Origin of the sequence: Mesobacillus maritimus, assembly GCF_044803185.1 — a bacterium.
In the GTDB taxonomy this organism is placed as follows: Bacteria; Bacillota; Bacilli; order Bacillales; family Cytobacillaceae; genus Mesobacillus_B; species Mesobacillus_B maritimus_B.
Map to the genome: position 1 here is coordinate 2,901,076 of NZ_CP085225.1, position 25,956 is coordinate 2,927,031.

At 39.7% G+C, this 25,956-nt stretch carries 24 protein-coding genes, 1 pseudogene and 1 riboswitch; of the genes and pseudogenes, 5 read left to right on the forward strand and 20 right to left on the reverse strand.

Features of this window, described 5'->3' with window-relative positions:
• Positions 1-192: 192 nt before the first annotated feature.
• From LG336_RS13955 to LG336_RS13965, 3 genes are all read right to left on the reverse strand, one after another.
• Positions 193-954 carry a polysaccharide deacetylase family protein gene (locus LG336_RS13955; protein ID WP_404328119.1) on the reverse strand — a complete coding sequence of 254 codons (762 nt, stop codon included), beginning with the start codon at positions 952-954 and terminating at the stop codon, positions 193-195.
• A 112-nt stretch (positions 955-1,066) separates the two neighbouring features.
• Entirely contained in the window at positions 1,067-1,546 is a 480-nt protein-coding gene (locus LG336_RS13960) for a GDSL-type esterase/lipase family protein (RefSeq protein WP_404333164.1), read from the reverse strand.
• Positions 1,547-2,347 carry a hypothetical protein gene (locus tag LG336_RS13965; protein ID WP_404328120.1) on the reverse strand — a complete coding sequence of 267 codons (801 nt, stop codon included), beginning with the start codon at positions 2,345-2,347 and terminating at the stop codon, positions 1,547-1,549.
• Between the two features lie 383 nt (positions 2,348-2,730).
• On the opposite strand from LG336_RS13965, the gene LG336_RS13970 reads away from it, so the two are divergent.
• Entirely contained in the window at positions 2,731-3,597 is an 867-nt protein-coding gene (locus tag LG336_RS13970; RefSeq protein ID WP_404328121.1) for a metal-dependent hydrolase, read from the forward strand.
• 61 nt (positions 3,598-3,658) lie between these two features.
• On the opposite strand, the gene LG336_RS13975 is transcribed toward LG336_RS13970, so the two are convergent.
• Positions 3,659-4,543: a peptidylprolyl isomerase gene (locus LG336_RS13975; protein WP_404328122.1), complete on the reverse strand. Its 885-nt coding sequence runs from the start codon at positions 4,541-4,543 to the stop codon at positions 3,659-3,661.
• A 258-nt stretch (positions 4,544-4,801) separates the two neighbouring features.
• On the opposite strand from LG336_RS13975, the gene LG336_RS13980 reads away from it, so the two are divergent.
• On the forward strand, positions 4,802-5,458 hold the full coding sequence (locus tag LG336_RS13980; protein WP_404328123.1) for a YitT family protein: 657 nt from the start codon (positions 4,802-4,804) through the stop codon (positions 5,456-5,458).
• A 164-nt stretch (positions 5,459-5,622) separates the two neighbouring features.
• Here LG336_RS13980 and LG336_RS13985 read toward each other — a convergent pair whose 3' ends face one another.
• The 4 genes and pseudogenes from LG336_RS13985 to LG336_RS14000 all read right to left on the reverse strand — a co-directional run bounded on the left by LG336_RS13985 (position 5,623) and on the right by LG336_RS14000 (position 8,928).
• Complete coding sequence (locus LG336_RS13985) at positions 5,623-7,038, reverse strand: hypothetical protein (protein ID WP_404328124.1); 1,416 nt, start codon at positions 7,036-7,038, stop codon at positions 5,623-5,625.
• A 49-nt stretch (positions 7,039-7,087) separates the two neighbouring features.
• The gene (locus LG336_RS13990) at positions 7,088-7,432 is read right to left on the reverse strand and encodes a LysM peptidoglycan-binding domain-containing protein (protein WP_404328125.1); all 345 of its coding nucleotides are present in this window, start codon (positions 7,430-7,432) and stop codon (positions 7,088-7,090) included.
• A 263-nt stretch (positions 7,433-7,695) separates the two neighbouring features.
• Positions 7,696-8,106: a DoxX family protein gene (locus tag LG336_RS13995; RefSeq protein WP_404328126.1), complete on the reverse strand. Its 411-nt coding sequence runs from the start codon at positions 8,104-8,106 to the stop codon at positions 7,696-7,698.
• A 41-nt stretch (positions 8,107-8,147) separates the two neighbouring features.
• A pseudogene (locus LG336_RS14000) lies at positions 8,148-8,928 on the reverse strand (DODA-type extradiol aromatic ring-opening family dioxygenase).
• Between the two features lie 285 nt (positions 8,929-9,213).
• On the opposite strand from LG336_RS14000, the gene LG336_RS14005 reads away from it, so the two are divergent.
• Positions 9,214-9,756 carry a helix-turn-helix domain-containing protein gene (locus LG336_RS14005; RefSeq protein ID WP_404328127.1) on the forward strand — a complete coding sequence of 181 codons (543 nt, stop codon included), beginning with the start codon at positions 9,214-9,216 and terminating at the stop codon, positions 9,754-9,756.
• 248 nt (positions 9,757-10,004) lie between these two features.
• On the opposite strand, the gene LG336_RS14010 is transcribed toward LG336_RS14005, so the two are convergent.
• From LG336_RS14010 to LG336_RS14040, 7 genes are all read right to left on the reverse strand, one after another.
• Positions 10,005-10,547 (reverse strand): hypothetical protein, encoded by a 543-nt coding sequence (locus LG336_RS14010; protein WP_404328128.1) that lies wholly within the window; start codon positions 10,545-10,547, stop codon positions 10,005-10,007.
• A 232-nt stretch (positions 10,548-10,779) separates the two neighbouring features.
• A complete protein-coding gene (locus tag LG336_RS14015; RefSeq protein ID WP_404328129.1) occupies positions 10,780-13,206 on the reverse strand; it encodes a heavy metal translocating P-type ATPase in 2,427 nt (808 codons plus the stop codon).
• A 132-nt stretch (positions 13,207-13,338) separates the two neighbouring features.
• The gene (gene copZ, locus LG336_RS14020; protein WP_404328130.1) at positions 13,339-13,545 is read right to left on the reverse strand and encodes a copper chaperone CopZ; all 207 of its coding nucleotides are present in this window, start codon (positions 13,543-13,545) and stop codon (positions 13,339-13,341) included.
• A 16-nt stretch (positions 13,546-13,561) separates the two neighbouring features.
• A complete protein-coding gene (locus tag LG336_RS14025; protein ID WP_404328131.1) occupies positions 13,562-13,903 on the reverse strand; it encodes a metal-sensitive transcriptional regulator in 342 nt (113 codons plus the stop codon).
• 132 nt (positions 13,904-14,035) lie between these two features.
• On the reverse strand, positions 14,036-15,046 hold the full coding sequence (locus tag LG336_RS14030) for a cytochrome D1 domain-containing protein (RefSeq protein ID WP_404328132.1): 1,011 nt from the start codon (positions 15,044-15,046) through the stop codon (positions 14,036-14,038).
• Positions 15,047-15,155: 109 nt separating this feature from the next.
• Positions 15,156-15,983: a prolipoprotein diacylglyceryl transferase gene (gene lgt, locus LG336_RS14035; protein ID WP_404328133.1), complete on the reverse strand. Its 828-nt coding sequence runs from the start codon at positions 15,981-15,983 to the stop codon at positions 15,156-15,158.
• Between the two features lie 596 nt (positions 15,984-16,579).
• Positions 16,580-16,930, reverse strand: a complete 351-nt coding sequence (locus tag LG336_RS14040) for a hypothetical protein (RefSeq protein ID WP_404328134.1) — start codon at positions 16,928-16,930, stop codon at positions 16,580-16,582.
• 484 nt (positions 16,931-17,414) lie between these two features.
• On the opposite strand from LG336_RS14040, the gene LG336_RS14045 reads away from it, so the two are divergent.
• Both LG336_RS14045 and LG336_RS14050 read left to right on the forward strand, forming a co-directional pair.
• Positions 17,415-18,518 (forward strand): NAD(P)-binding protein, encoded by a 1,104-nt coding sequence (locus tag LG336_RS14045; protein WP_404328135.1) that lies wholly within the window; start codon positions 17,415-17,417, stop codon positions 18,516-18,518.
• Entirely contained in the window at positions 18,518-19,510 is a 993-nt protein-coding gene (locus tag LG336_RS14050; protein WP_404328136.1) for a DUF3231 family protein, read from the forward strand. The genes LG336_RS14045 and LG336_RS14050 overlap by 1 nt, the downstream gene beginning before the upstream one ends.
• Before the next feature lie 129 nt (positions 19,511-19,639).
• On the opposite strand, the gene hprK is transcribed toward LG336_RS14050, so the two are convergent.
• The 5 genes from hprK to LG336_RS14075 form a co-directional block, all read right to left on the reverse strand.
• Positions 19,640-20,560 carry an HPr(Ser) kinase/phosphatase gene (hprK, locus tag LG336_RS14055; protein WP_404328137.1) on the reverse strand — a complete coding sequence of 307 codons (921 nt, stop codon included), beginning with the start codon at positions 20,558-20,560 and terminating at the stop codon, positions 19,640-19,642.
• A 395-nt stretch (positions 20,561-20,955) separates the two neighbouring features.
• Complete coding sequence (locus tag LG336_RS14060) at positions 20,956-22,131, reverse strand: M20 family metallopeptidase (protein ID WP_404328138.1); 1,176 nt, start codon at positions 22,129-22,131, stop codon at positions 20,956-20,958.
• Positions 22,131-23,363 (reverse strand): Zn-dependent hydrolase, encoded by a 1,233-nt coding sequence (locus tag LG336_RS14065; RefSeq protein ID WP_404328139.1) that lies wholly within the window; start codon positions 23,361-23,363, stop codon positions 22,131-22,133. Before LG336_RS14065 ends, LG336_RS14060 begins: the two co-directional genes overlap by 1 nt.
• Before the next feature lie 77 nt (positions 23,364-23,440).
• Positions 23,441-24,637, reverse strand: a complete 1,197-nt coding sequence (locus LG336_RS14070; protein ID WP_404328140.1) for a hypothetical protein — start codon at positions 24,635-24,637, stop codon at positions 23,441-23,443.
• A gap of 507 nt (positions 24,638-25,144) precedes the next feature.
• Positions 25,145-25,292: riboswitch (cyclic di-AMP (ydaO/yuaA leader) on the reverse strand.
• Positions 25,293-25,343: 51 nt separating this feature from the next.
• Positions 25,344-25,526 carry a hypothetical protein gene (locus LG336_RS14075; RefSeq protein ID WP_404328141.1) on the reverse strand — a complete coding sequence of 61 codons (183 nt, stop codon included), beginning with the start codon at positions 25,524-25,526 and terminating at the stop codon, positions 25,344-25,346.
• Positions 25,527-25,956: the final 430 nt, after the last annotated feature.

The window sequence follows — 25,956 nt, forward strand, 5'->3', positions numbered from 1 at the left end:
CAACCATTTTCATAGTAGTGCCTGTCCAACTAAAAAACTTGTTTCACAAAACAAACCTAACAGGTGAACCAAGTAATGCAAATGTCAGCAAGTTCAGCAAAAAAAGCACCGAAGAATTCGGTGCCGTATACAACGGAAACGCAGGAACTGTCCGAGACAACTGTAAAAGTCACGGTGTTTTCCACATATTTTCTATTTTCCAGTATTAACCATTCTGACAAAATCATCTAACGTGTGGTTTTGAAGCATCATAATACGAGGTAATTCATATCGGTCACTTTGATCTGTACTAATCCCGCCGCCTACTTTGAAGGCGCCTTTAAACCCTAATTCTTCTAAAACGGAAATGGTATCTGCATTATAGTTTCCGTAAGGATAAGCAAATACATTTGTCTTCCTGCCAGTTAACTCTTTTAGAGCAATCGTTGCATCATTAATTTCTGCGTATTGTTGCTCTCTGCTCAAATTAGCGAGGAAGGGATGTGTGACTGAATGATTATGGATGTCAATTCCATTTTCCATTACCGTTAAGACCTCGTTCGATGTCATGTTCCAGCTGCCATTCACCCAATCTGAAACAGTAAATTGAGTTGCCTTCATCCCATACTTCTGTAAGACAGGAAAAACATAAGGATAAAAATCATTCGAGTTATCATCGAAAGTCAGCAGGATAGGCTTTTCAGGCATTGCTGCTTTTTTATCAAGAATATTGAAATATTGTTTCATCGTTAATGTCCTATAGCCATTTTCATGAAGGTAAGCCATATGTTTTTCAAATTCTTCGAGTTTGAATTGATAGGGATTATCAGAATCTGGATTGGGTTTCACGACATGATAAAGCAAGACAGGAATTTCAACATCTTCTGATTGTTTTGCGCTCGCTGTAGACAATGAATTAGTTTGTGAAACTAATAAAACCACGACAGCTAGAAACAGACTCATTATTTTTTTCATCAACAACATCCTCTCGAACATAAAATACTACCTCGACATATGGCCCACTTTGTTAAACCAAACTAAGTGGGTGCAATCAATGACAATACTAGTAATCTACTGCCGTACACCTCTATTTAAATGGCTTCTCAAAAATGGAAAGATCGATGGATTCAGCCATTACTCGTAACCCGAGGTCATTTGGATGCAAGGCATCTCCACTATCATAGGTGGGTAAAAGTTTCTCAGGATTACTTGGGTCAGCTAGTACCCGGTCAAAATCAATAACTCCGTCAAACACATGATTGTTGCGGATCCATTTATTCACTTCCTGGCGAGTTTGTTCTCCTTCTGCTGTATAGTAATTCCCAGAATCATAGGCATTGAATGGTGTCAATGTTCCTGCATAAATTCTGAGCCCGCGTTCATGAGCCTGTTCAGCAATTTCTTTCATCCCGTCGATGATCTTATTTGCATTATGGACATGAGGATCATGGCCAATATCATTGATTCCTTCTAAAAGAATAATATCCGTTACACCAGTTTGCGAGAAAACATCTCTTTCTAGTCTTGAAAGGGCTTTTTCCCCAAAGATCGGCGAATCAGTTAAAATTCAATTACCAGAAATCCCCTGGTTGAGGACGGAAAAGGTTTGATTTTTAATTTCTTGATCAAGGCGGTCGTTTAAAACATCCGTCCAACGACGGTTTTCATTCAAAGTTGATAAATATCCATCCGTAATCGAATCTCCTAACGCCACGATTACCCGTGATTTCTTATTCGTTTCAGTCAATACATCAACACCAGATAACCAGAACCATGCATTAAAACTTTGAGTGAAGGAACTTCCGCTAACTTCCCTTGAATAATCGCCTTCTGCGGAAATATACGTTGTTTGATTGGAGGTGTTGTGCCAGGTGGTGGGTCCGCTATAACCCTGAAGATGTACACTAACTGTTAAGTCAGTACCGTCTGTTACGTCAAATGGGATTGGATCACTATAAACCACTTCTCCTTTTGGAATGGTGACGGCGTCCTTTTTATTAAAAGTAAGAGGTGTCACTGATCCAGCAATTACTTCCGCACCCTCTTTTGTTTCAGCAATTGTTACCTTTCCAAAGGTTAGCGGTTTTGTTCCATATTCGTTGGATAGCCGAATTCTTACGGCAGAACCAGATGCATTCGGATGGACAATCATCCTAATGGTTTGGTTGCTATAACCTTCACGTGAAACTCCGCCATCCCAGTCAACCGTTTCCCAAGCAGCCGTTTGGCTGGCAGACCACGCACCTATCCAATGACCTCCATTTCCAAGCGTTTCAGCCCCTGCGGATTCCCCCTTAAAAGAGGGAATCAAGCCGGTGCCAATAATTAAGACGACAATAAGAATGAAAGCAATCTTTCTCCTAATCAAGTCTGTTTCCTCCTTAACCCACACCAAAATAGGCATGGTTTCACATTTGATTCATTATTTGTAAAGCGAGTGAATTGATTTTTAGAATCCTATTTCCATGTTGTTCTCGGATTTTCTTAAACTACAAAAACTCATACCTCCCCCCCTCTAGTCGTTTACTAGGCAGGCAATAAAAGTAAGGGCTTTCATGGAGGTGTAAAAATTTTTTGTAACTGTGTCCTTACGCAATTGATTATAACAGCAAGAAACTTTGTTTATCTACTAAATAAACAAAGATATTTGACTATTTTGAAAAATGGTAAAATTGAACTAATCGCTTGGGGCATTTTAAATACCTCTGTTATAATAAAGAAACACTCTTCAAAGTAACGGAGGACACAGCTGTGGATACAATTACCCATACACTTTTTGGACTTTCTTTATACGGTTCTACTAATAAAGATAAAATGGATCGCAGAACAAAGATGGCTTATTTATTCACGGCCGTTGGAGCAAGTCAAATTCCTGATATTGATGTCATCTCGCAAACTTGGGATACAGAGGGACTTTATCAAATGTGGCATCGAGGGATTACCCACTCAATTTTTCTTACTCCTCTATGGGCGTTACTCATTTATGTTCTCTGCTTAGTTTTCTTTAAGGTCAAAGATCGACGATTGTTTTTTCTAGGATGGCTTGCAGCCGTAATTCATGTGACCAGCGATCTCTTTAATGCTTGGGGTACTGGCTATCTTGAGCCTTTTTCGCAAATGCGCATTACGTTTGGTACCATCCCTATCATTGATTTTGTTTTCTGGCTGATAATTGGCGGTGCTTTTTTTTTATCCAAAAAGAAACCTGTTGCCAACAGACCTTTTTATTTCCGAGCAGCCTGGCTGGTCATCGCTCTTCACGTTGGACTTCAAAGCTTGCAAGGGTATTACTTTTATCAAAAATACAGTCAAGAATATGGACAAGTTGCATTATCAGCAGGGTTTGTTCCGACTACCTTTCAGGTGATTACTAAACAAGAAGGGCATGTCACCATCTTTGAAGATGGGCTTTTCCAACCTAAACAAACCTTGTATGCACTTGAATCCAAAGAGGATGCGGACTTAGAGTACTTATTTTCAAATAATCCTGCTGCCAAAACTCTTCAGCAGTGGTCTCCTTTTGTTGTAATCGTTGAGGATGATAAACAAATCGGAATTTATGACCCAAGATTTTATCGGAATGGACAATCTTTTCTTTTTGAATCTATCGAACACTAAAAAACGCTTGGATTTCCAAGCGTTTTTTTCATACCTATTAGTTAACATGCTAGCTTCAAATTTATTCTAATGTATTTTTAATTGTATATTCTTCCTTTTTCTCTTCCAACCAAGTTGTGTATTCGCTCTGAATTTTTTCGTTAAATAAAATTTCATTAATTTCCTCTTTATGATCTTCAAATACAGCTTCTTTTGCTTCTTTTTTATCTGTAACTTTAATAATATGATAGCCATAATCTGTTTTCACTGGATCGCTAATTGTACCAACTTCCATGGAAAAAGCAGTATTTTCAAATTCCTCTACCATATCTCCTTTTGCAAAGTATCCTAGCTCTCCGCCACTTTCCGCATTTGCTGTATCCGTTGAATATTCTGCTGCTAATTCAGCAAAATCTCCACCTGATGCGAGCTTTTCAGTTACTTCAGTTGCAGTCGCTTCGTCCTCTACAAGAATATGACTTGCTTCGACCTGCTCTAGTTCATCAAAGGACTCTTTATTCTCATCAAAATACGTTTTCAGCTCTTCCTCGGTAATTTCAACACGAGGTTCCAATAGTTTTTCTAGTTTAAAATAATTTTCTATGTCCACCTTAAGGTCATCTTCTGATATTCCACTTTGCTTTAATGCTGCTGAAAGGGCTTCTTCTCCACCATAAGAATCTACATATGCATTGTATTCATCTTCAATTTCTTTATCGGATACTGTTATTTTTTCTTTATCTGCTTCCATCTCGATAATTTTATTATCAATAAGTGCCGAAAGAGCAGTTGCGCCATACTGTCCGACTAACACATCATATAACTCGTCCTTCGTAATCTTTTCCCCGTCAATACTCGCGATCGTCTCTTGTTTTGAAAAGCCTAACCCAACTACCAGTGCAACAACCACAAGGATTATTCCTCCGATTGTAAATTGAACCTTATTATTTCTAAGTATTTTAATCATATTTTCCCTCCAAAATCATTGTCCTTTAAGGCATGTTCATAGCGTAACGAATAAATGTGAACAAACTATGACCAAGTTATTAATAGGAAATGAATTGTCAGGATTCGGATAAATTAGTACCAGTAACTTCTTTATCAAAGAAGCACATTTTCTGTTATAATAGTCTAATTGATTAAAAGGCGGATTGATGAATGTAAAGGCCATCTATGTTTATATAGGGTGGGCTTTTCTGCTTTTATTAGAGAAAGAAGGGTTTGTATGAGAAAGGAATATACTTTTAGGTGGCTAGTCTTTTTTGTTGGTCTTATGATTATGGGACTTGGGGTGGCTCTAACCGTTAAAGGTCAACGTCTTGGGGTAGGATCTTGGGATGTACTGCACATTGGTTTGTTTAAGAACTTGGGCCTATCGATTGGGCTTTGGTCTATTATTGTTGGAATTGTAATTGTCGTTACCTCCTCAATAGGGTTACGCGAGATTCCAAGACTAGGAACCTTTATGAATATGATTTTTATTGGTTTATTTATCGACTTTTTTAACTGGGTATTACCAGACCCACATACTTTTCCGATGCAATTCATTGATTTTATCCTTGGCATCGTATTGATGGGGATTGGCGGTGGCCTCTATCTTTCCGCTAATTTAGGTTCAGGCCCAAGGGATAGTTTAATGCTGTTAGCAGTGAAAAAATTCGGTTGCAGCATTACAGTTGCACGTACCGTCATGGAAGTTGTTGTGGCGATAGCGGGGTTTTTGTTAGGTGGGCCTATTGGAATAGGAACTGTGATTATGGCCTTTGCACTTGGTCCAATTATTCAAGCATCCCTTGCGTACAACAAGAAAATAGTAGATAAGTGGTTAAGCGGCATGAATGTGGTAAGCGAGAGTTTTCTTGGTTTAACTAAGGAACAATGAACATAGTACTTCTACCATGGGGGTGTTTTTTATCCCCACTGATGGGTAGTTCCGTGATACCCGATTGAGTTTTTTAGGGGCTTGAGAGACTACCCCCAAAACCCCGTTTCAGCATTTTTACAGCAAACAAAAATTATGGCTGATTGATTTCATAAAAACAAAAGCTATAATAACACCAATGATCCCCCTATTTCTGTTATATGCCCCTGATCCGCCCACAAGATAAAGTATTGGTACCTGGTTCCACCAATCACAACTGGCGTTGGATAGCGAACGATAAGAGCTGCTTGATTGTTCATTTCAGGAGGTTGGTCTTCTGATGGAAAGATATAGCATACATCTTGGTTTTGGATATTCGTTGTTACGATACGTGGCTGTGTGCCGTATGGCAAGAGTTGGTGAAAGGCTTCATTGTGGCACACGGTGTCAATGTTGTCCCCTGATGCGATTGCTCCGATTTGAAAGAAGCCATCACTGCCTTCATAGCGTTCGTCCGTTATTCTTACCCAATGAGCTGGGTATTGGAAACTTACTTTAAAAATAGGATTCGTGTATCGATTTAAATTAGCGGACGGTGCTGGTGACCATTCCAGTGCTGTGATGGTTCCTCCAGCTACTAATCGGATTGGAACTGGATGAGTAAGATTTAGCATCAAAATCTCACTTGCCTGCCCTTGTGCTTTACAGCCTGAAAGATAAGCTAGTTTCCCCCCATCTGGGGACCATGTAACAGGAGTCGCAAAGCAATTAGAGATCGCTCTTGTTCGCTCGTTGTCTCCATGCCTTCCGGTGGTTCTAATTAAAGAGAAATTGCCTCTGTCTTCAAATGCGGTTGCACTAAAAGCAATATCCTGTGAATTCGGCGACCATGTTGGAAAATAATTTTTCGCAAGTGGTCCGCCCCTCACTTCAAAGAGATCTCCGGTTGAAAGATTGATGGTGAATATAAGCGAGATACTTGCTCCTGGGGTGGTGAATAACACATAGTTCCCATCAGGGCTAAGACGAACATGGTTATGACGCCCACCTGTGTTATGCGTGATTTGTACCTTCTCACTTCCATCGATTCGAATCCGGAATAGCTGGCTGACTCCATTTTGATCTGGTGCTTGATAGAGCAATTCTACTCCATTTGGGAACCATTGGACATCAGTCGCATTAGGTTGGGAGATGGTTTGTGCTTGATGTGTAACGGTATTATAGAGGATGATTGTATTGCGGTTATTGTAAACAAGTTTCTGGCTGTCAGGGGACCAATCTAGGAAAACACCGAGCCCCTCTGAAAACTGGTCGATTTGGGCAACCTTATTGGTACCAAGTGAAAATACATAAAGAATCCCGTTTTTTCCAACAAAAGCTATCTTACTAGAATCAGGTGACCAAAAGGGAACAGAATAACTTTCACCTAAAGTAGATGTAATTTGTCGATTTACGCCATTTCCCAGGTTATATAACCATAAGTCAAACTCTCCCCCACGATTGGAAATATAGGCAATCGACCCGCTTTCCCCCGGCGGAGCATATGGAATCCTCAGTCTCATACCCGGATAAATTGTATAAGATGTCAGGCCATTGGTCACACGAATCAACTCAAAATTACTTTGTCCGCCAGTTGTGACATTAAATCTTCTAGCGATTTGAAATAAGGTATCCCCTGGTTGGACGACATAATAAGGGATACCAGGAGGAACAGTTAAAAGCTGTCCGATTTGTAATACATATGGGCTGAAGCTGATTTGCTTGAATGATTACGGATGGTGGGACACCATAAGCCTGTGCAATTTTATAAACCGTGTCCCCTGCCTTTACGTTTATGACATCAATCCCAATAGGTACTGAAAGCTGTTGACCGACATAAAGCGTATAAGGCGGGGCTAAATTGTTCGCCGCAATCAAGGACTCTACCGGCAGCTCCCAGCGTTTGGCAATCTGAGAAACTGTGTCGCCTTGACGGACAGTATAAAAGAACTGCATGAAGAAACCTCCGATCTAAATTTTAAAAAAACCTATCCACAACATATAATATAGGCCATCTCAACTCCTGCCTATATGCTATTCAACAGAACCGTTAAAGTATCTTGTCCGATTTTTACCTGTGGCAGGACATATTGGATCTATTCATGTCCCTACTAGTTTCACACGAATATAAGTACCCGTAACTTCATGAATGGTACTGGCACTTTTTGCAAACGTGGGAAAATAAAAAAGCACCCAAATAATTGGATGCTGATGATGTATTAAGCTGCTGTTGAATGGTTTTGGTCTTTTTTGCCTGCAATCACTGAATCGATTGCCAACATTTTACTTCCGTTAACAGCGATAAATAATGCCGTTGCAAATAATACGATATCTAACTCATAGCCATTTAAGAAGCCCATTGATAATTTTGCAGTAAAAATCGCTCCAACCATGATGACCGCTAATAATGCCGCTACAATTTTTGTACCTAAACCAACTATTACTAATAATCCGCCAACCAGTTCAATCACGGCTACAGCGTATGCTAAGCCCCCTGGAAGACCAATGCTTTCAAACCATCCTACTGTGTTTCCGATTCCTGAATTAAATTTATCTAAACCATGTAGGAAAAATGTAATTCCTAATACAACTCGTAAAATTAAAGTACTCCAAGCCAGTTTGTTATTCATTCTTCATTACCTCCAAATATTTTTTATAATAACTTTATTAATCAACCAAATTGCCAAATACTATGACTTAAACTTCCATATCGATAACTGCGGTGCAGCAAAGTTGCTTTCTTCTGATCATCCGCTGCCCCCATTGCATAAAAAATCGGGATAAAATGCTCACTTCCGTATGGAGGAACTGCCAACTGTGCAGAAGGAGCAAGCGAATCATAATGAAATAAAGATTCTGTATCCCAAGCTTTTAAATGTTCTTCCAGCCACTCATCAAATTGCAATGCCCAAGGAGTTACTTCCCCATTGTCGCGCCAGTCCAATGCACGTAGATTATGAACCGTTCCCCCACTGGCAATAATCATGACATCCTTTTTCCTCAGCTCTGATAGTGACTTCCCAATTTTATACTGCTCCTCAGGTGATATCCCCGGGTTCACTGACATCGAAATGACAGAAATATCCGCATTCGGATAAAGCATCCTGAGTACAACCCAAGCTCCATGATCCAAGCCACGACTGGTATCTGTTTGATAAGAAATCCCTTTCTTTAGTGAATAATGCTGTGATTTCTTCACTCACATCATTATTTCTTATCGCAGGGTATTCAATTTGATACAGGGCTTCTGGAAACCCACCAAAGTCATAAACCGTAGAATATTGGTCGACTTCACTCACATTTTGCATCGGTGAGACCCAGTGGGCAGAAAACAGAACAATCGCCTTTGGTTTAGGAACATCTTGCCCTAATTGCTTTAAAAAGCTAGTATAATCATTTTCCTCAATGGCCAAAAGCGGAGAACCATGAGCAATAAAATAGGACGGAATCATCTACAACAACCTCCCCTCTCATTTGATGTATTTTAGACTGGCTTTACCTTCCGCCAACAAGACGAACCGTTAACGAAGGACTTTTAGTCTAGGTATATTTTCATAAGAATAAAATATTCATATAGGTAAACTTCGCTACAAAAATAAAGACCTCTTTCGAGGGAGTTTGTTTCCTAATATGAATATTTGTTATCTATAAAGTAACAAGATGTGTATAGATTGTCAACGGTTTTTTTGCTAATATAGATATATGTTTTTTATTTGAAAACATTCGAGGTGATTAATATGGAAATTGGTTCCAAGATTCGCGACATCCGTAAACGAAAAAAAATTACCATTGCCCAAATGTGCGATGCAACAGGGCTTTCAAAAGGATTCATCAGCAATGTTGAGAACAATAATACTTCCCCATCAATCAGCACTTTGCAAACAATCGCAAGTTTTTTAAAAGTTCCTTTGCCTTATTTATTGTTAGAAAAGGACCAACAAATGCAAGTTGTTAAGAATGATGCAAGAACAACAACCTCCTTTAACGGTTTGAAGGTTGAGCATTTAGCTTCAAAAGAAGGGTTGCATTTGAGAATGGTAGAATTCCCTCCAGGAGCTTCAATGGGAGAACCAAACGCCCATCAAGGGGTCGAAACCCATCTTGTACTTGAAGGAAAACTTCTCGCAGAGCAAGGAGAAGATCGTTACATTGTGGAAGAAGGAGATTCTTTTAGTTGGAACGCATGTGTCCCTCACTATGTAAAAAATATTGGGGACGGGAAAGCCGTCGTGTTAATTGCCGTATATTCAGATGCGGAATTAAAGGATATTTTAGGATAAAAAAAATTCTCCAAGAAAAAAGGGGTCAGTCCCCTAGGGAAGGAACGTAATCCCTTACTAGGGGACTGACCCTAAGTATTATTTAATGCTTATTTCCTCCCTTCACCCGACGCTCTGCCGTCTTTTCATCCTGGCCATTCGCTTTCCTTCAAAATTGCCAAGCAGAAGTTCGACTCGGTTTGAAGCATGACAGCAGTAATAAACAGCAGTCTGAATGTGGCAATGGTAGCGGAATTGCCTGATCTGCATTAATTAATGTTGACCCCGTCTAGATCTTCCTCATCCCAACTGAATATCCTTGATGTAATTTGATCGATGTCCTTGAGTATAAGGGTCAAATTCTCAGGTATTTCTTCTAATTCCTCCTGCCATGTAAGGGTGCCCATGATATGATGACTGTCATTGTTCAATATTTCCCATTTAAAGTTTGGGTTTTGCCCTTTCTCCCCAAATGAAATTTCTGCTAATCTAGCTAAATCGTATTGAGATAAGTCCACAGAGTGAGTATTCATCGCTATCTCAAAAATAAGCTGATTCCTATTACTTTCCTCGGGTAGTAAAGTTACTTGTACGATGACGGCACCTTGAGAATCCGTTTTTGTTAAAAGATTTTGGGTACGTTCAACATCGGAACCATCTTGTTCATCTGAAGAAACTTTCACTTCCTCAGTGACAGATTTTTCAGTACCTACTTTCTCACTAGAATCCGTTTTGTTTACAAAATAGCTTCCAAGGGCAATGACTGCTACAACTACTATAATCAAAGATAAAATCAAGTATATTTTTCTCATACTCTCCACCTCTTTTCCTTTTGTATAGAATCCCATAAAAATTTGCAGATTCTATTGATATTTCTAGGAGTCTTTTTGAATTTTGATATAGGAGTGTCCAAGTTTTAAAAAAAAGGAGCGGAATCTCGTGCTCACGTTTTCTTTTGTTATTAATTTTCTAGGTGTTTCGCAACAAAAAACCTAACCTAGAGAGCACTAGGTTAGGTTTAAATTAGACAATATGGAATCTTTACTATCTTACTGGACTCCATTTACGTAAAAATAAGGTATTTCCCACAACTGATACAGAACTAAACGCCATTGCTGCACCAGCGAGGATCGGATTCAAAAGACCGAAAGCTGCAACAGGAATAAGGATGACATTGTAAGCAAATGCCCAAAAAAGATTCTGACGGATTTTCCGCATCGTTGCTTTCGAAAGTCGGAAAGTATCAACAATTCCCATTAAATCGCCTCGCATTAAGGTAATATCTGCTGCCTCAATCGCAACATCTGTACCCGTACCAATCGCGATTCCAACGTCTGCGGCAGCTAATGCAGGAGCATCATTGATTCCATCTCCAACCATCGCAACCACTTTTCCTGATTTCTTTAATTTTTCAACTTCTGCCGACTTATCCTCTGGCAGAACTTCTGCCAGTACCCGGTCTACCCCCACTTCTTTCGCTATCGCTTCTGCTGTAAGACGATTATCACCGGTAATCATAATCACTTCAATCCCCAATTGCTTCATTTGTTTTATCGCTGCTGCGGAAGTTTCTTTTACCGTATCGGCGACGGCAATGATTCCGGCAAGTTTCCCGTTTATCGCCATCAACATCGCTGTCTTACCTTCACCTTCGAGCTTTTCCATCTTACTTAAGGCATCACTTATTTCCACTTGATTTTTAACCATTAATTTTTTATTCCCTATTAGGACAAAATGGTGATCAATTTCCACTTGGATTCCATGACCTGGAACGGCAGCAAAGTTTTTCCCTTCCATGAGCTGGAGCCCTTTCTCTTTGGCACTATTGACAATGGCTTCTCCTAGTGGGTGTTCAGAACCTTTTTCTGAGGAAGCGGCAATCTTTAATAATTCCTCCGCTGACACATCGCTATATGTCACGATATCTGTTACATCAGGTTCTCCCTTCGTAATCGTTCCAGTCTTATCTAATACAACAGTGGTAACACGCTGTGCTTTTTGAAGGTGCTCAGCTCCCTTAATAAGAAGCCCATTTTCAGCTCCTTTACCAGTACCAACCATAACTGCTGTTGGTGTTGCTAATCCTAATGCACATGGGCAGGCAATGACTAGGACAGCGATGGTACTCACTAATGCGGGTGTAAATCCTACTAAGAAATAGGTAATAGCAAACGTAACTAAGGCAATCAAAATGACGATTGGAACAAAGATTCCTGAAATTTTATCTGCAAGGTGTTGAATCGGTGCTTTTGAACCTTGAGCTTCTTCAACAAGCTTGATGATTTGCGCCAATGCTGTATCCTTGCCGACCTTCGTTGCTTTAAATTTGAAGGAACCATGTTTATTTACCGTTGCCCCGATGACGGCGTCACCCGCTTTTTTCGTAACTGGCATACTTTCACCGGTTAACATTGATTCATCAACAGTAGTATTTCCCTCCATAATTTCGCCGTCAACCGGTATTTTTTCACCTGCACGAACGAAAATCATATCATTTAGTTGAACGTCCTCAATTGGGATATCCATTTCGACTCCATTACGAATCACTCTAGCGGTTTTCGCTTGCAATCCCATTAACTTTTTAATTGCTTCAGAGGTTTGCCCTTTTGCCCTTGTTTCAAGCAGTTTTCCTAAAACAATCAACGTCATGACAATAACCGCAGCTTCATAGTATAAAAATTGACCTGTACCTAAAATTGTCACGATTAAACTGTAAAAATAAGCAGCCGATGTTCCAAGCGCAACAAGCACAGCCATATTGGCACTGCCGCCGCGGACCGCGTTAAAGGCATCGCGGTAGTAATGGCCTCCGACATAAAACTGGACGGGAGTAGCAAGGAAGAATTGGAGCCATGGATTCATATGGAAGAATCCACCGTTTCCATATTCCATCGTAAAGTCGGAGATCATCATGATTAAAAACGGAATCGAAATAATGGCACCGAGGGCAAATTTAATTTTTTGTGTTTTATATGCTTTTTCACGGGCAGTCCGTTCGTAGTCCCCATCAGCTTCCCCAATCACTTTAGCATCATATCCTGCTTTTTTCACAGCAGCAGTGAATTGCTCAACATTTGCATTTCCTGGAATGAACTCGACACTAGCCTTTTCCGTCGCCAAATTGACAGTGGCACTTGTGACCCCTTCTACCTTATTCAGCACTTTTTCAATCCGAGTTGCACACGCTGCGCATGTCATACCAGTAATAGTTAGTTGAACCTTTTCTTCCTGAACGTCATAACCAGTCTTTTTCACCTTAGCAATCAGATCTTCAACCGAAGCTTCAGAAGGATTAAACGTAACCGAAGCTTTTTCCGTCGCCAGGTTCACATTCGCTTTTTCGACTCCAGGAACTTTTGATAAATTTTTTTCAATCCGAGTTGCACACGCCGCGCATGTCATACCGGTTATATTCAAAGTGACATTTTCAGCTGCATGAGTCTGTAACTGTGTATTTACTTGACTTGTCATAATTTTGTTCCCTCCTAACATAGGGTCCACCTATTCTGATTTCTTTAAAAAGATAATACCAATACCTACACAGGGTATGTTTTTTCGGAAAAATAGAGAGCGTGCTATCTCTAGCACATCTCTATTTATTCTCTAATTTACATCGTAACCTTGATCATCAATCGTTTCTTTTATAGATGCTAATGTGGTTTCATTCGCATGGTATTCAACATCCACCGTTCCATTTTCAAGATGGACTTTGACATTGGATACTCCTTTTAGTTCACCCACACTACCCTCAATCGATTTAACGCAGTGATTGCAAGACATTCCTTCTACATGAAGAGTTATTTTTTCCATTTCAAATCGTCTCCTTTTATTTTTTCATTAATTTTTGAATCGTGATCAATACTTTATCTAAAACTTCCCTATCGCCTTCTTGAATTCTTCCGACAACACCATATCTCATATGCCCTTCGAGAAGAATTTTAGCGACACTATTTAAAGCGGCTTGAGTCGCAGAAATTTGAGTGATGACATCATCGCAGTAAGTATCTTTTTCAATTAATCCTTTTATGCCCCGAATCTGGCCTTCAATTCGATTTAGACGACAACCAAGATTTTGTTTTACTAATACAGAATCATGACTTTTCCGTTCACTTGAAATGGCACAACAATTCTCCTCTTTAAGGGGATCGTTCAATAGTTCGGGTGCCATTTACTTCACCTCCTAATTTTATTATAGGATACCCCAGTACCCTATGTAAAGTATATTTTATTTGTTTGAAAAATGTTCATAAATTAAAATCTTTTTTCCATTTTAAACGTTTAATGATAGCCGGTCCCTATTTTATGGTTGTTTATAATAATCTTCTAAAGTAATTTCATGAGGTCCTGCACCAACTGGTATCTTCGCTGTCACTTCTTTATCTACTGCGTTGATTTTAACAATATCGTTGGAATCCCGGTTCGTCACATATGCCCATTCTCCGTCTTGTGAGAACGCTACATGGTTCGCATATGATCCTGTAGGAATCGTTGCTTTTACCTCGAAAGTATCAATATCAATAACGGATACGTCATTTGAGTCATTGTTTGCTATCCACGCTTCTGTACCGTCGGGTGATACAGTGACTCCATGTGGCGCATCCCCTGCTTGGATCGTTTTAATGATTTCCATTTGGTTAGTATCAATCACACTGACAAAATCTGATTCCACGTTGGCAACGAAAGCTAGTTTCCCATCAGGAGAAAGCGCAACTTCATTAGGAACTTTTCCAACATCAATGGTCTTAATGATTTGATTTTCTTTGCTATCCATGACAGCGATTGTATCCCCGTTCACGTTTGCAATCCACACTTGTGAACCATCGGGCTTCACGGCAATATGTGCAGGACCCCCGCCTGTTTTTACCTCTGCGATTTTTTTCATATTTTCTACAGTAAAAATCGCAACAGTTCCTTCCTCTTTTCCGAGTCCGTTCATCAACGTGACATAGAGGGATTGGCCGTCATTACTTATGTCAATTCCATGTACCCCTGCATCAAAGGGAATCTCCTTCTCTACTTCTTTTGTCTCTGTATCAATGACAACAAGTGATTTCCCATCAAAGCCAGTTCCTGTAAAAAGTTTTTTCCCATCTAAGGATAAAGCAATTCCATGTGAAGCCTGACTTGTTCCAAGCGAAATCGTCACAACTGTTTCTTCTTTCATTGGATCAACCACTGAAATGGTTCCGTCACCCGCATTAGGTACATAAAAAACGGATGCTTCTGGCTCTTCTGTACTATTAAAATTCCAAACTATAAAAATTCCAGTGATTAAGATTAAACCTAAAATCGATACCCAAATATTTCTCACAGTTCTCTCACTCCTTTGCAATGATTATCTGTTTATTCATTCTCATTTGAAAAGTAACATCAGTTGATTCAATCAGAAAAGCCAAGTAAAGCGGTTTACCGATTCTTTTCTACCCTTGAACCAAATAATAAATAATCAATGAAGCCACTATTAACGCGCTGACACCCCCTCCGGTTTGAATATAATCACTCTTTTTACTCACATTACTTTTGTTGGTTGGTTCTTTTTGTTTTCGATAGTTGATTAGGATCATCCCGGTAATAATCCCAATTAAACTCATAACATGGCTCACACTAAATGGACCAAAAATCATCGGGTTTAATCTAGTAAATTCTACAATCCCACGAATAACCATGAAGCCAATGAGGTAATGAATAAAAATTTGTCCAGTATAAGAAGGTTTTTTTAGTCTCAACCATAAATATCCAAATAATAGATAATCCAATAAAAATTCATATGCTTGAGCAGGATGGAGGTACTCCCCATTCACCTCTACTCCCCAGGGCAAGGCACTTGAAATCGGTCCTCCAAATACATCACAACCAATCCTGCTAATTCCTTGGGCGATGATTAATGCCGGCGCTGCGATATCTAGCGTTTTCCAAATTGGCATTTTATGCTTTTTCAAAAACCAATATCCAATAATTAATCCGCCAATAATCCCACCGTGAATGGAAAGCCCACCCTCATGAATGGAAAAAATTTTGAGTGGATTTGAAAAATAATAATCAGGATTATAGACAAGGATATAAATCAGTCTTGCTCCAATAATTCCACCGATTACGGAATACATGGCTCCATCCATTAACAACTTATGGTCAAGCCCTTGTCTTTTAGCTTCTCTCGTAAAGATAAAAAGTCCTACTGATGCACCAATGGCAATCATAAAGCCAAAAAAGTAAATGGTCAGTGGCCCAATACTAAAGATAGGGATCATCTGTATGCCCTCATTTCGTTTGAATCTTTCAATAATACCTCTAAAAATAAAGCACCCATTCTGTTAACATCACTCCTAACTTTTTACCTATCTTAAGCTTTAAAAATGCATTTTCCATCAAGAAAAAATGAATAATTTTCAAAAGTACGACAAGAAATGTAAGGCTAGCATTCTAAATGGGAACGACTTAACTTCCTGAGCCTACTTCCATTCATTGGCATGGGATTCCCTAGAGAATGAAATGGATGGCATTCCTGGCGTCACGCAGGACGCAGCCCAACCGGGGAAATTGCTGCATCACATCCAGGACATCTATGTAGCACTCCACTAACAGAGGGTAAATCAGATGGATAATAGGCTATACGGTAGTTCTGTAATTGTTGAGGCAAAAGAAAAAACGTATGATCGAGTTTCGAATCATACGCTAGATGAATAAATGAGCATTCCAGATAGATTGGATTATATGAATAAAAATATCACAGAAATGGATCGTGGCAACATGAGTGGAATGGGTACATTGAGTTTACTTCCAATCAGCCTGATGAATGGTATCTTTTCATAGCCTTCAATGATCTCCACAAAAATCGAATATATTTTTAGGTGAAAACCTTTATAAGTGTTGCCATACCTCCTCCAAAGCTAACTAGTATGATCATAAAAAGGGATAATGCATTTCGTGTCTCTTTCTTTTCTAATCTTTTGTATTCTTTATAAGTCAACTCCTGTTTTGCGAATTTCAACCCATTAGAGTTAGGTGTAACATGATAGAAATTCCCATGATTATCCTCAAGAACAACTTTTGAAATCAGGGGGCATCTATCCCCATGTTCATCATTAAAATGGTTTTCCGATAGTTCTGTCCTGACAAATTTATATAGAGATTGTTTGCGAATCTTTTCACTGAAATCATAAGCTTCCTGGTGGATAAATTGATAGGAGACACACATGGTGAAAGCTCCACTCCTTCTTTTGTTTTGCATTATTATTGTACTTAGATTCTTTAGATTCAATCTATTGTTAAGTATATTTTAGCTTAGCGCTAATATTTTGCATTAAACCAACTTTTATTTTAAAGTATGAATATTTTTTAAAAATTGTCAATAAGTCTAGAGAAAAATTTATACATTTTGTTGTAATAATTAGATTCTTCCAAAATTCAGTATGTACCATTCGATACTTGCCTCTTAAACACTTTATAAAAGTACCTTTCATGGTTTATATGCGGGTTATAAGGGATAGTGGCAGGATGTGTTTAGTGGGATTGTGATGTTTATGACCAGGCAGAGTTAGGGGACGTCCCTCTTGTTCCGAGAATGCTAGGGACCTATCTCCACAACACGCAGTTTCCAGTTATTTGGTAAAAATGGATGCATTTATTAAATTCCGTAAGGGAATGCTCGTACTGTAGCCATTTAGGAGGACGTTTTTATTATGGAAATTGCGATTATGGGCGCGGGACTTTCTGGTTTAGCGTGTGCCATAACCCTTGAAAAGCACGGCATCACTCCTACTATTTTTGAAAAAAGAAACAAAGTGGGAGATAGATTTGTCAATGGGGAGGCTTTGCTTGATATCTTTACACGCCCCGTTCAGGATTGCATTGCCTCCTTGTCAGACGAGTATGGAATATTTCTTAAACCCACATCAGCAATTCAAAGGATGGAGCTTTTTTCGAAAAAGGAACATTCAGTAATTGAAGGGCATCTTGGATTCACAAACATCCGTGGCAGGGACCATGATTCTTTTGAATCACAATTAGAACGGCAAACAAAGGCAACCATTCATTACCACTCTGAGAAAACCTATGAACAGTTGCTTAGTGAATATACTCACGTAGTGATGGCCACTGGTGATGGCGCTTATGCAAAGGAGACTCATAATTTTAGAGAAGATTTATCCGTTTCGATAAAAGGTGCTACCGTTGAGGGGACTTTTGACCAATATACAGTGATGGCCTGGATGGATTACGACATTTCGCCATACGGGTATTGCTTCCTTATCCCATACTCTGAAAAAGAGGCTAGTATTTCGATAGCAATTCCAGAACTACCTGAAAACGTAGATGTAGAACTCAGCGATCTCTGGGATTCATTTTATTCAATGATTCAATCTCAGTTAAAACAGGAATTACCATTTACGGATCAGTTTCAAATTTCCCGTTATCTCATGGGAATCTGCCATTCAGCGCGAATCGGAAATACTTTTTATGTTGGGAATAATTTTGGCACCATGATGCCTTTCATGGGATTTGGTCAATATGCCTCTATTGTAAGTGGCGTTTATGCTGCATACGATCTATGCGGCCTAGGTTCCTATGAGGAATTAACTAAGCCTCTTCGCCAAAGTTATGAAGATGCGCTCGTGTTGAGGCGTGCGATGGAGCAATTATCAAATGAAGGTTTGGACCGGGTTATACACTCACTTAAAGGAAACTGGGGTGAAAAATTGTTTTTGACAAAAACAATAAACCCATTAAGGGTAGCAAGCTATTTCCTACGACCATATATCAAAATGAAGAAAGGAGTGATCTCCTAATGAGTAACCTTAATTCAATTCCCCTTACATCCTCTGAGCTCGGCTATCTTTGGACAGGTTATTCGATAAATGAAATGTCAAAGTGGTATTTATCCGTTTTCCGGGAGCAGTCAAGTGACGAAGAGATTAAGAATGTATATAGTTTTGCTATACAAAACACTTCCGAAATGCTTTTGACTAGAAAAGAAATTCTTACTAACGATAGATTTCCAATCCCGGTTGGTTTTTCTAATACAGATATTGATGAAAGTTCACCCCCTCTGTTTTCAAATCGGTTTATGCTTTATTACCTGCATACAGCAGCTCAGCTTGGCCTTGAATTTCATTCAAGATCGGTAGCTTTAGCCACGAGAGAGGATGTCCGTAAATACAACAAGAGTTGTTTAACTTCTGCTATTCAGTTAAATGAAAGGGTGGTAGATCTCCTTCTAAACAAAGGAACCTATTGGCGGACACCACCCTTGCCTACACCGTCAGAGCCTGAAGACATTCAAAGGACCAGCTATCTAAATGGATGGTTTGGCGTTACTCGTCCAATGAACAGTATGGAAATGGGCAATCTTTATTCAATACTAAATCTCCTTATTATGATGGAAACACTTTTTATGGGTTTTGCCCAAACCTCCAATCATGAGGAAATAACCGAATTATTCCATGAAGGAGTTAAAGTTGTAAAAAAACAATATAATGTATTGGCTGAATTATTAAAGGAAGAGCACTTACCCATTCCACCTACTTATTCAGCCGAAATTACAGATACAAAAAAGAGAGTTTTCTCAGACCGAATCATGGTCTCTCATATGGCTGGATTATTTGGGTCCTTGGTGTCACAATATGGTTTCTCACTTGGCTCGGTTATGAAACATGATCTACTTGCTACCTATACATTGCAAATTGGTAAAGCTGGCGTCTTCTCGGAAAAGGTGACGAAAGTTCTTATTGAAAGAGAGTGGTTGGAAAAAGTACCTGGAGCCATATCAAGAAAATTGTAAAGGAAACACTACCCACATAACGGTCCCAGTCCTTATTGGTGAAGCAAGCATGGGACGTACCCTTTGTTCCCTCCTTTTACGTGTCTAGGTTACGTCCGCATGCCTCTTCATTTAGCTTTTCTACTCCAGTCAAGAAAATTCAGATTCAAGGCGACTGAGGAAGTCTTCTGCGGCGCTGTAGCCCTGTTGTCTTAGGTACCAGTTGTTGGCGGCAGCTTCAATTAGACCGGCTACGTCACGACCAGGTTGAAGTTGAATTTCAATCGAAGAGATTTTTATGCCCATATAATCGGTATAGGTTGGTTCTTGTTCCAAGTCATTGTTCAAAGCATCTTTCTCCCATTTTGTTAACTTGATATCAAGTGATATGCGGGTTTCGTTTTGAAATGCTTTTTGTCCATAGGAGCGAACCACATTCAACAGGCCAATACTGCGAAGAGCCAAAAATTCTTTTGTTTTTTCATCGTTTGTACCTAAAAGAGTTTGCGCACTAAGCTTTTTTAACACCACGATATCATCTGCAACTAATCGGTGACCTCTGCCGATTAAGGTGTGAGCCGTTTCACTTTTACCAACACCTGAGTCCCCGCGAATCAAAATACCAATCCCAAACACATTCATACATACACCATGGACGGTCATTTCTGGTGCCAACTCTTTGACCATATACGAATCGAGTTTAATGATGAAATCAGTCGTAACAGTAGGCTCACTCGTCACGAGCAATGGAATCTTTTCTTCAGTACAATATTGAGTCAAATAAGTCAATCCTTCCTCACCTGCCGTTACAATGAAACACGGCGGATGATATTGAACAATATTTCCAATACGCAATTTCCGCTCCTCATGACTTAACTTATGTAAATAAGTGATTTCCTTTCTACCAAGAATTTGAATTCGTTCGGTAGGAAAGAAGTCAAAATGACCAACAAATTCCAAGCCAGGTCGATGTGCTCTCGGTTGTTTAATTTTTGTCTGAAGCTGATCTTCTCCCACTAAAACTTTTAATGAAAAATGTTTAACTAACTGTTCAATAGATAATGCTTTCACTTTTTTTAATCAACACCGTTTCTTTTTATCTTTTTATATGGCTCTTTTCTCATACTTTTTTGCTCTTGGATACAAATTCGGTTGAATTAAGCTTTGTTTCCCTTCAAAGTACCCTTTTATTAATGAGAAAAGAGCGCGCAAACTTCTTATCACGTACCAAATAGCTTATCTTGCGTTAAAATCGGCTTTAGGTAGTAAAAATCGGCTTTAAGATTTTTACAATTTTAACAACAATCTTTACGAAAACAGCCTTTTATATTTAAATTATACAAATTATACAGGCAAAAAGCATGTGGACCTACCTTTTTTTAAAATAAAATTTCAGGTTAAAATGCAAGGTGCCGGGAACTATCCTATATTTGGATGGTCCCCGGCACCTGACTTTCTTTATAGTTTTATTCGTTCAAATACACCCAGGCGTATTGGGCATACAATTCCGCTCCTGTGGCGAGAGCGTCTTCGTCAATATTGAAACGTCCGTGATGATGTGCCCATCCCGTATCTTTTTCTGGGTTACCGCTACCAACAAGCGCAAAGCTTCCAGGAACTTTGTCAAGATAGAAGCTGAAGTCTTCCCCACCCATTGTTGGTTTTTCTTGGTATAACACGTCTTCGCCAAAGGTTTCTGCTGCTACCTTTTGAACAAGATTCGCACTGTATTCATCATTGATTACAGCCTGTGTTCCGCGGATGTATTCGACCTTCACCGTCGCCCCGTATAGAGCCGCCACTTGATTCGCGTAATGCGTAAGCTGTTTTTCAATATGATCTCGCGTACTTGGGTCAAAGCAACGTACGGTCCCTTCGATCACCGCATTTTCCGCAATGACATTGAAACGAGTGCCCACAGTCATTTTCCCAACGGTTAAAACCGCTGGTTGCTGCGGGTCAATTGTCCGTGAAATCACCGGCTGGACATTCATAACAAACGCTGAGGCAACAATCGCTGCGTCAATGCAATCTTGTGGCATCGCACCGTGACCACCTCTCCCTTTAAACGTTACAGTAAAAAGATCGGCTGAAGCGAAGGAAGGTCCAGGCATACAACTTACCTTATGTGTTGGCATTTGAGACCAAATATGAATTCCAAACACATTGTCAACGCCCTCCACTGCCCCTTGCTCGACGAGTGCCTTTGCTCCTTCCGCCACTTCTTCAGCAGGTTGAAAAATCAATCGAACGTTACCAGGTAAATCTGCTTTAATCTCGTTCAAAGCCTTTGCTGCAATTAATAACATGGCGGTATGGGCATCGTGGCCACAAGCATGCATTTTGCCATCCTCTTTTGAAGCATAAGGCAATTCCTTGTTCAACTGTTCTACTGATAAAGCATCCATATCCCCACGAAGGGCCACGGTTTTGCCTGGCTTTTCTCCTTTAATCTCAGCGATCACTCCCGTTGGCTCTGTCCGCCGGAAAGCGATTCCTAGATTCTCAAGATACTCACAGATAAACTTGGTTGTGTTTTCTTCCTGCCAAGATAGCTCAGGTTCACTATGGAGCTTTCTCCGTAAGGCTGTTAATTCTTCGCTATACTGGTTAATGGCTTCTTTTAATCTTTGATGAATCATTAGGATTCGACCTCCGTTAACTTCTTTGCTACTTCATAGAAAATTCCAACCGCTTGGGCGATATGGCTGGCATCTGACCATTCTTCCGGACAATGGCTAAGACCCGCTTTGCTTGGGATAAACAGCATTCCCACATCTGTATAATCAGAAAAGACCATCGCATCGTGACCAGCACCGCTATTGATGGAGCAGTAGGGAATATCAATCTGATTGCTCATTTCTTTTAAAAGCTGGCGAATGCCAGGATTTAACTCTTTTGGTGGGATGTATAAAAGCTGCTCAGCTACAATCTCGGAGCCCGGTTTATTGTGGGCATGCAGTAATTCCTGCATGTTTTTGATCACGTTCTGAACATTATCTTCCTTGCCAGAGCGGATGTCCACAGTAAACACGACTTTATCTGGAATGACATTGGCACCGTTTGGATACACATTCAAGCGACCTGTCGTTAGGACCGTTCCGTTGCCTTCTTTTATTGCGAGTTCTGGCAATTGGCTAATGATTTTCGCGGCAGCTACCAAGGCATCAGTGCGTCTGTCCATTGGGGTTGTGCCTGCATGACCCGCTTTACCTTTAACCGTAACTTGATATTGGGTTAAGCCAACAATCGCTTCAACGACACCGATTGGAATGTTTTTCTCTTCTAAAATTGGGCCTTGCTCAATATGCAATTCCAGAAAGGCTTTCATTGTCTTTGGGTCTCTTCGCTTTGGCAGCGAAGAATCTAAGCCAATTTTCCGCATTGCTTCTTCTGGTGAAACCCCATCTTTGTCTGTTAAACGATTAAACTCCTCTTCACTAAGTAAGCCTGTCATCCCCCTTGACCCCATGAGCCCGCCGCCAAACCGAGAGCCTTCTTCTTCGACAAGCGCGACTATTTCAAGCGGATATTTCGGTTTCAGGTTATGTTTATGAAAAAGTTCTGCGACTGTGAGCGCAGCAACAACTCCAGCAGGCCCGTCATACGACCCTCCGTTTGGTACAGAGTCAAAGTGGGAGCCAACCATCACACTTGGCGCTCCTTGAATGGTGCCTTCCAGTTTCCCAAATATGTTCCCCAATCCGTCCTCATGAACAGTCAGTCCTGAAGCCTGCATTTGTTGCTTGATGTAATTTCGTGCCTGCAAGTCCTCCTGACTATAAGAAAGTCGAGTGGTTCCATTTCCAGGTGTTGCTGTATATTTGCTCAATTCTTCAATATGCTGTTCAATCCGTTCTTTTACTTCCTTCATTTGAATCCCCTCCGTTTTTCATCTCATTTTTCACTAACTACCAGTGGGATGAGCGCCTCACTGATAGAAGTTTCCTTTTACAAGAAGCTAACGAAGGTTCCTGCTAAGATAACTGATACAATTGTTACCGTAATGAATCCTCCGACAAGCATTGGCGGTAACATATGACTTGTTAACACTTCTCTTTCCTTTTCGTCTTCTGTTAATGAATTGATGACCTCATTCGTAATGATGTAATCTGCTGGGAAGCCGTATAACGCGGTTAGTGAAACCGCAAACGCCATATCCTTGCTCATTTTTAAGATTTTCCCTGCAATGAACGAAAAGATATACATCCCGATGATTCCGATGATGATTGTTCCTATTAGTGGATACAGTATTTCTAACATCATACTTGGTGTTGCTTTATTCAAGCCGTCAAAGATAAACAGCATTAATGCTAAGAGGGCAAATCCAAACCCATTGGCTTTTTGCAATACCTGCTTTTCAAGGAATCCAATACTCGAGGCAATGACACCGAACAATAAGCAAAGGATGAATGGACTGACATTGACAACCGGTGCTAATGCTGTTGAAGCGAGATAAGCAAGATAAGACACAAGAGCAAGTTTGAAAAACTTATAAAAATCAGTGTTGTACTTTTCAGGCATTTTCCATCTTACTGCCCCAGCTTCTACTGTAGCAGCCACTTCTTCTTTGGCACCCTGATATGATTCTTTCCTTTCAAGTTGTCCGTTACGATAAAGCTTCAACAGACGTTTTCCTTCTTTTTTTAGAACAATCGAGGTAATTGGGTATCCAGCAAATCCTTGGATCACGTAGATGACAATCGCAAATACCGATAAAGTGGTAAGTCCCGCTGCATTTGCTGCCTCTGACATGATTAATGAGGAAACAACACCACCGACTAAAGGCGGAATCGCTACAATCATCGTCTCAAAGCCAAATAGAAGCGTTCCAATTGTCATTAATATTGCGATGATTCCTAAAATTCCAGAGATGGCAATCACAATCGTCTTCCACTGATTCTTCAATTCTTTAAGGGAAAGCAATGTTCCCATATTAGTAATTAATAAGTACATCACCATTACAGCCACCACCGGTGGAACGCCTGCTAGCGCCACGATATCTTGCGGGAAGAAGGTCCAGTAGCCTAAGAGAAACAGCACGGCACATACGAATATCGATGGCACCCAGGCTTTTGTACGGACTGCGACCAGATCTCCAATGAATAAAATAAGGGTAAGAATAACTAAAGCTAACATCTGCGACATAATTGTCACCTTACTTTCTATTTAATTTATATCAGATAAACCCGTTGGATATATTAGAATAGTAATATAACTATACTATTCAGTCAATTCAAATTTATCATATTTTTCATAAAAGCGTTTACAAATAGGTATTTTCTATTTCTGTTATTTTTTTCATATGGTAAAAATGTTATTAACAAATAATATTTTTACCATGTTTAAAAGGTGTATCCTTTTTACAATTTCGACAATTGGCCTGGGACGGACCCTTAGCTCCCTACTTTAAAAAATTCTTTTTTCTTGGTCATTGGAGAATTAGCTGGAATAAATCGTTTCGAATTGTTGGGCCAAAGAGGATTGGGACAGGGGGAATATTTCGAAGTCATTAAACTTTACTTTAAATTCCAAATTTGGTGGGAGATTTGTACTACTGGGTTCGTCCCTATGCTTCTCTTCACAACAAAAAGTGTCTACAAGTTCATTTATCATGACTTGTAGACACATTCTTTTGGATGCCATAAGCTCCACCTTCTTTCTCTATAACGCTTACGAGGTTAGCTGTCGGATTCGGGCCATGAGTAGCCCTACCTATAGAAAGGATTCACCCCTTGGATCCTAATGAATCCAGATGGTTCGATGGTTCCCCCGCACACTGAGGTTTCGGCGATTTAGAAACTGGAAACTATTTTTAGTTGGTATTAGGGTAAGAAAAAAAGGTTTGTCTCTTTTAAGATACTCTTGAATTAAGATAAGCTTCTTCAATAAGATTGGAATCAAAGTCGTTGTAATAGATGACCTCACTAAGAACTTTGTTTCCTTTTAATTTCTTAAAAGATTCTTTTGCCTCTTCTTGATTATCAAATTCATACATTTGAATATCGTTTTTTGCATACACAGTAATAACCCACATGAAAGTTCCCTCGCTTTTGTTAATTATTTCACATAATAAAATTCCAAAAATCCCAATGCCTACACTCAATTATCAAGAGTATTTCTTTAGCTAAACCGTTGCCTCATTCACCACTTCCTTTCGCTGGATCAAGACAAATATCTTAAAGCCAGCTTGCAAGAGGTTGCCCATTCAAAAGGGCAATTCTCTATGTGTGAAATAAGTTAACTTATTCACATGTACTATTGTACCTCATTCTTATGGTTAATTTGTAAAAACCTTATGACAAATTTATTTCAGTTCTGGAAAAACTAGAAATCTTAAGCGGCAGAATAAGAGTACAATCCTAAATCCTATATTCTTCCCCTGTTTTCCAAAAGTGTCTTAAACGAAAAGGGGGTCCGAAACAAGGGTGAGTTCCCCAATCGAGTAAGGGTCTACTCCACTTAGG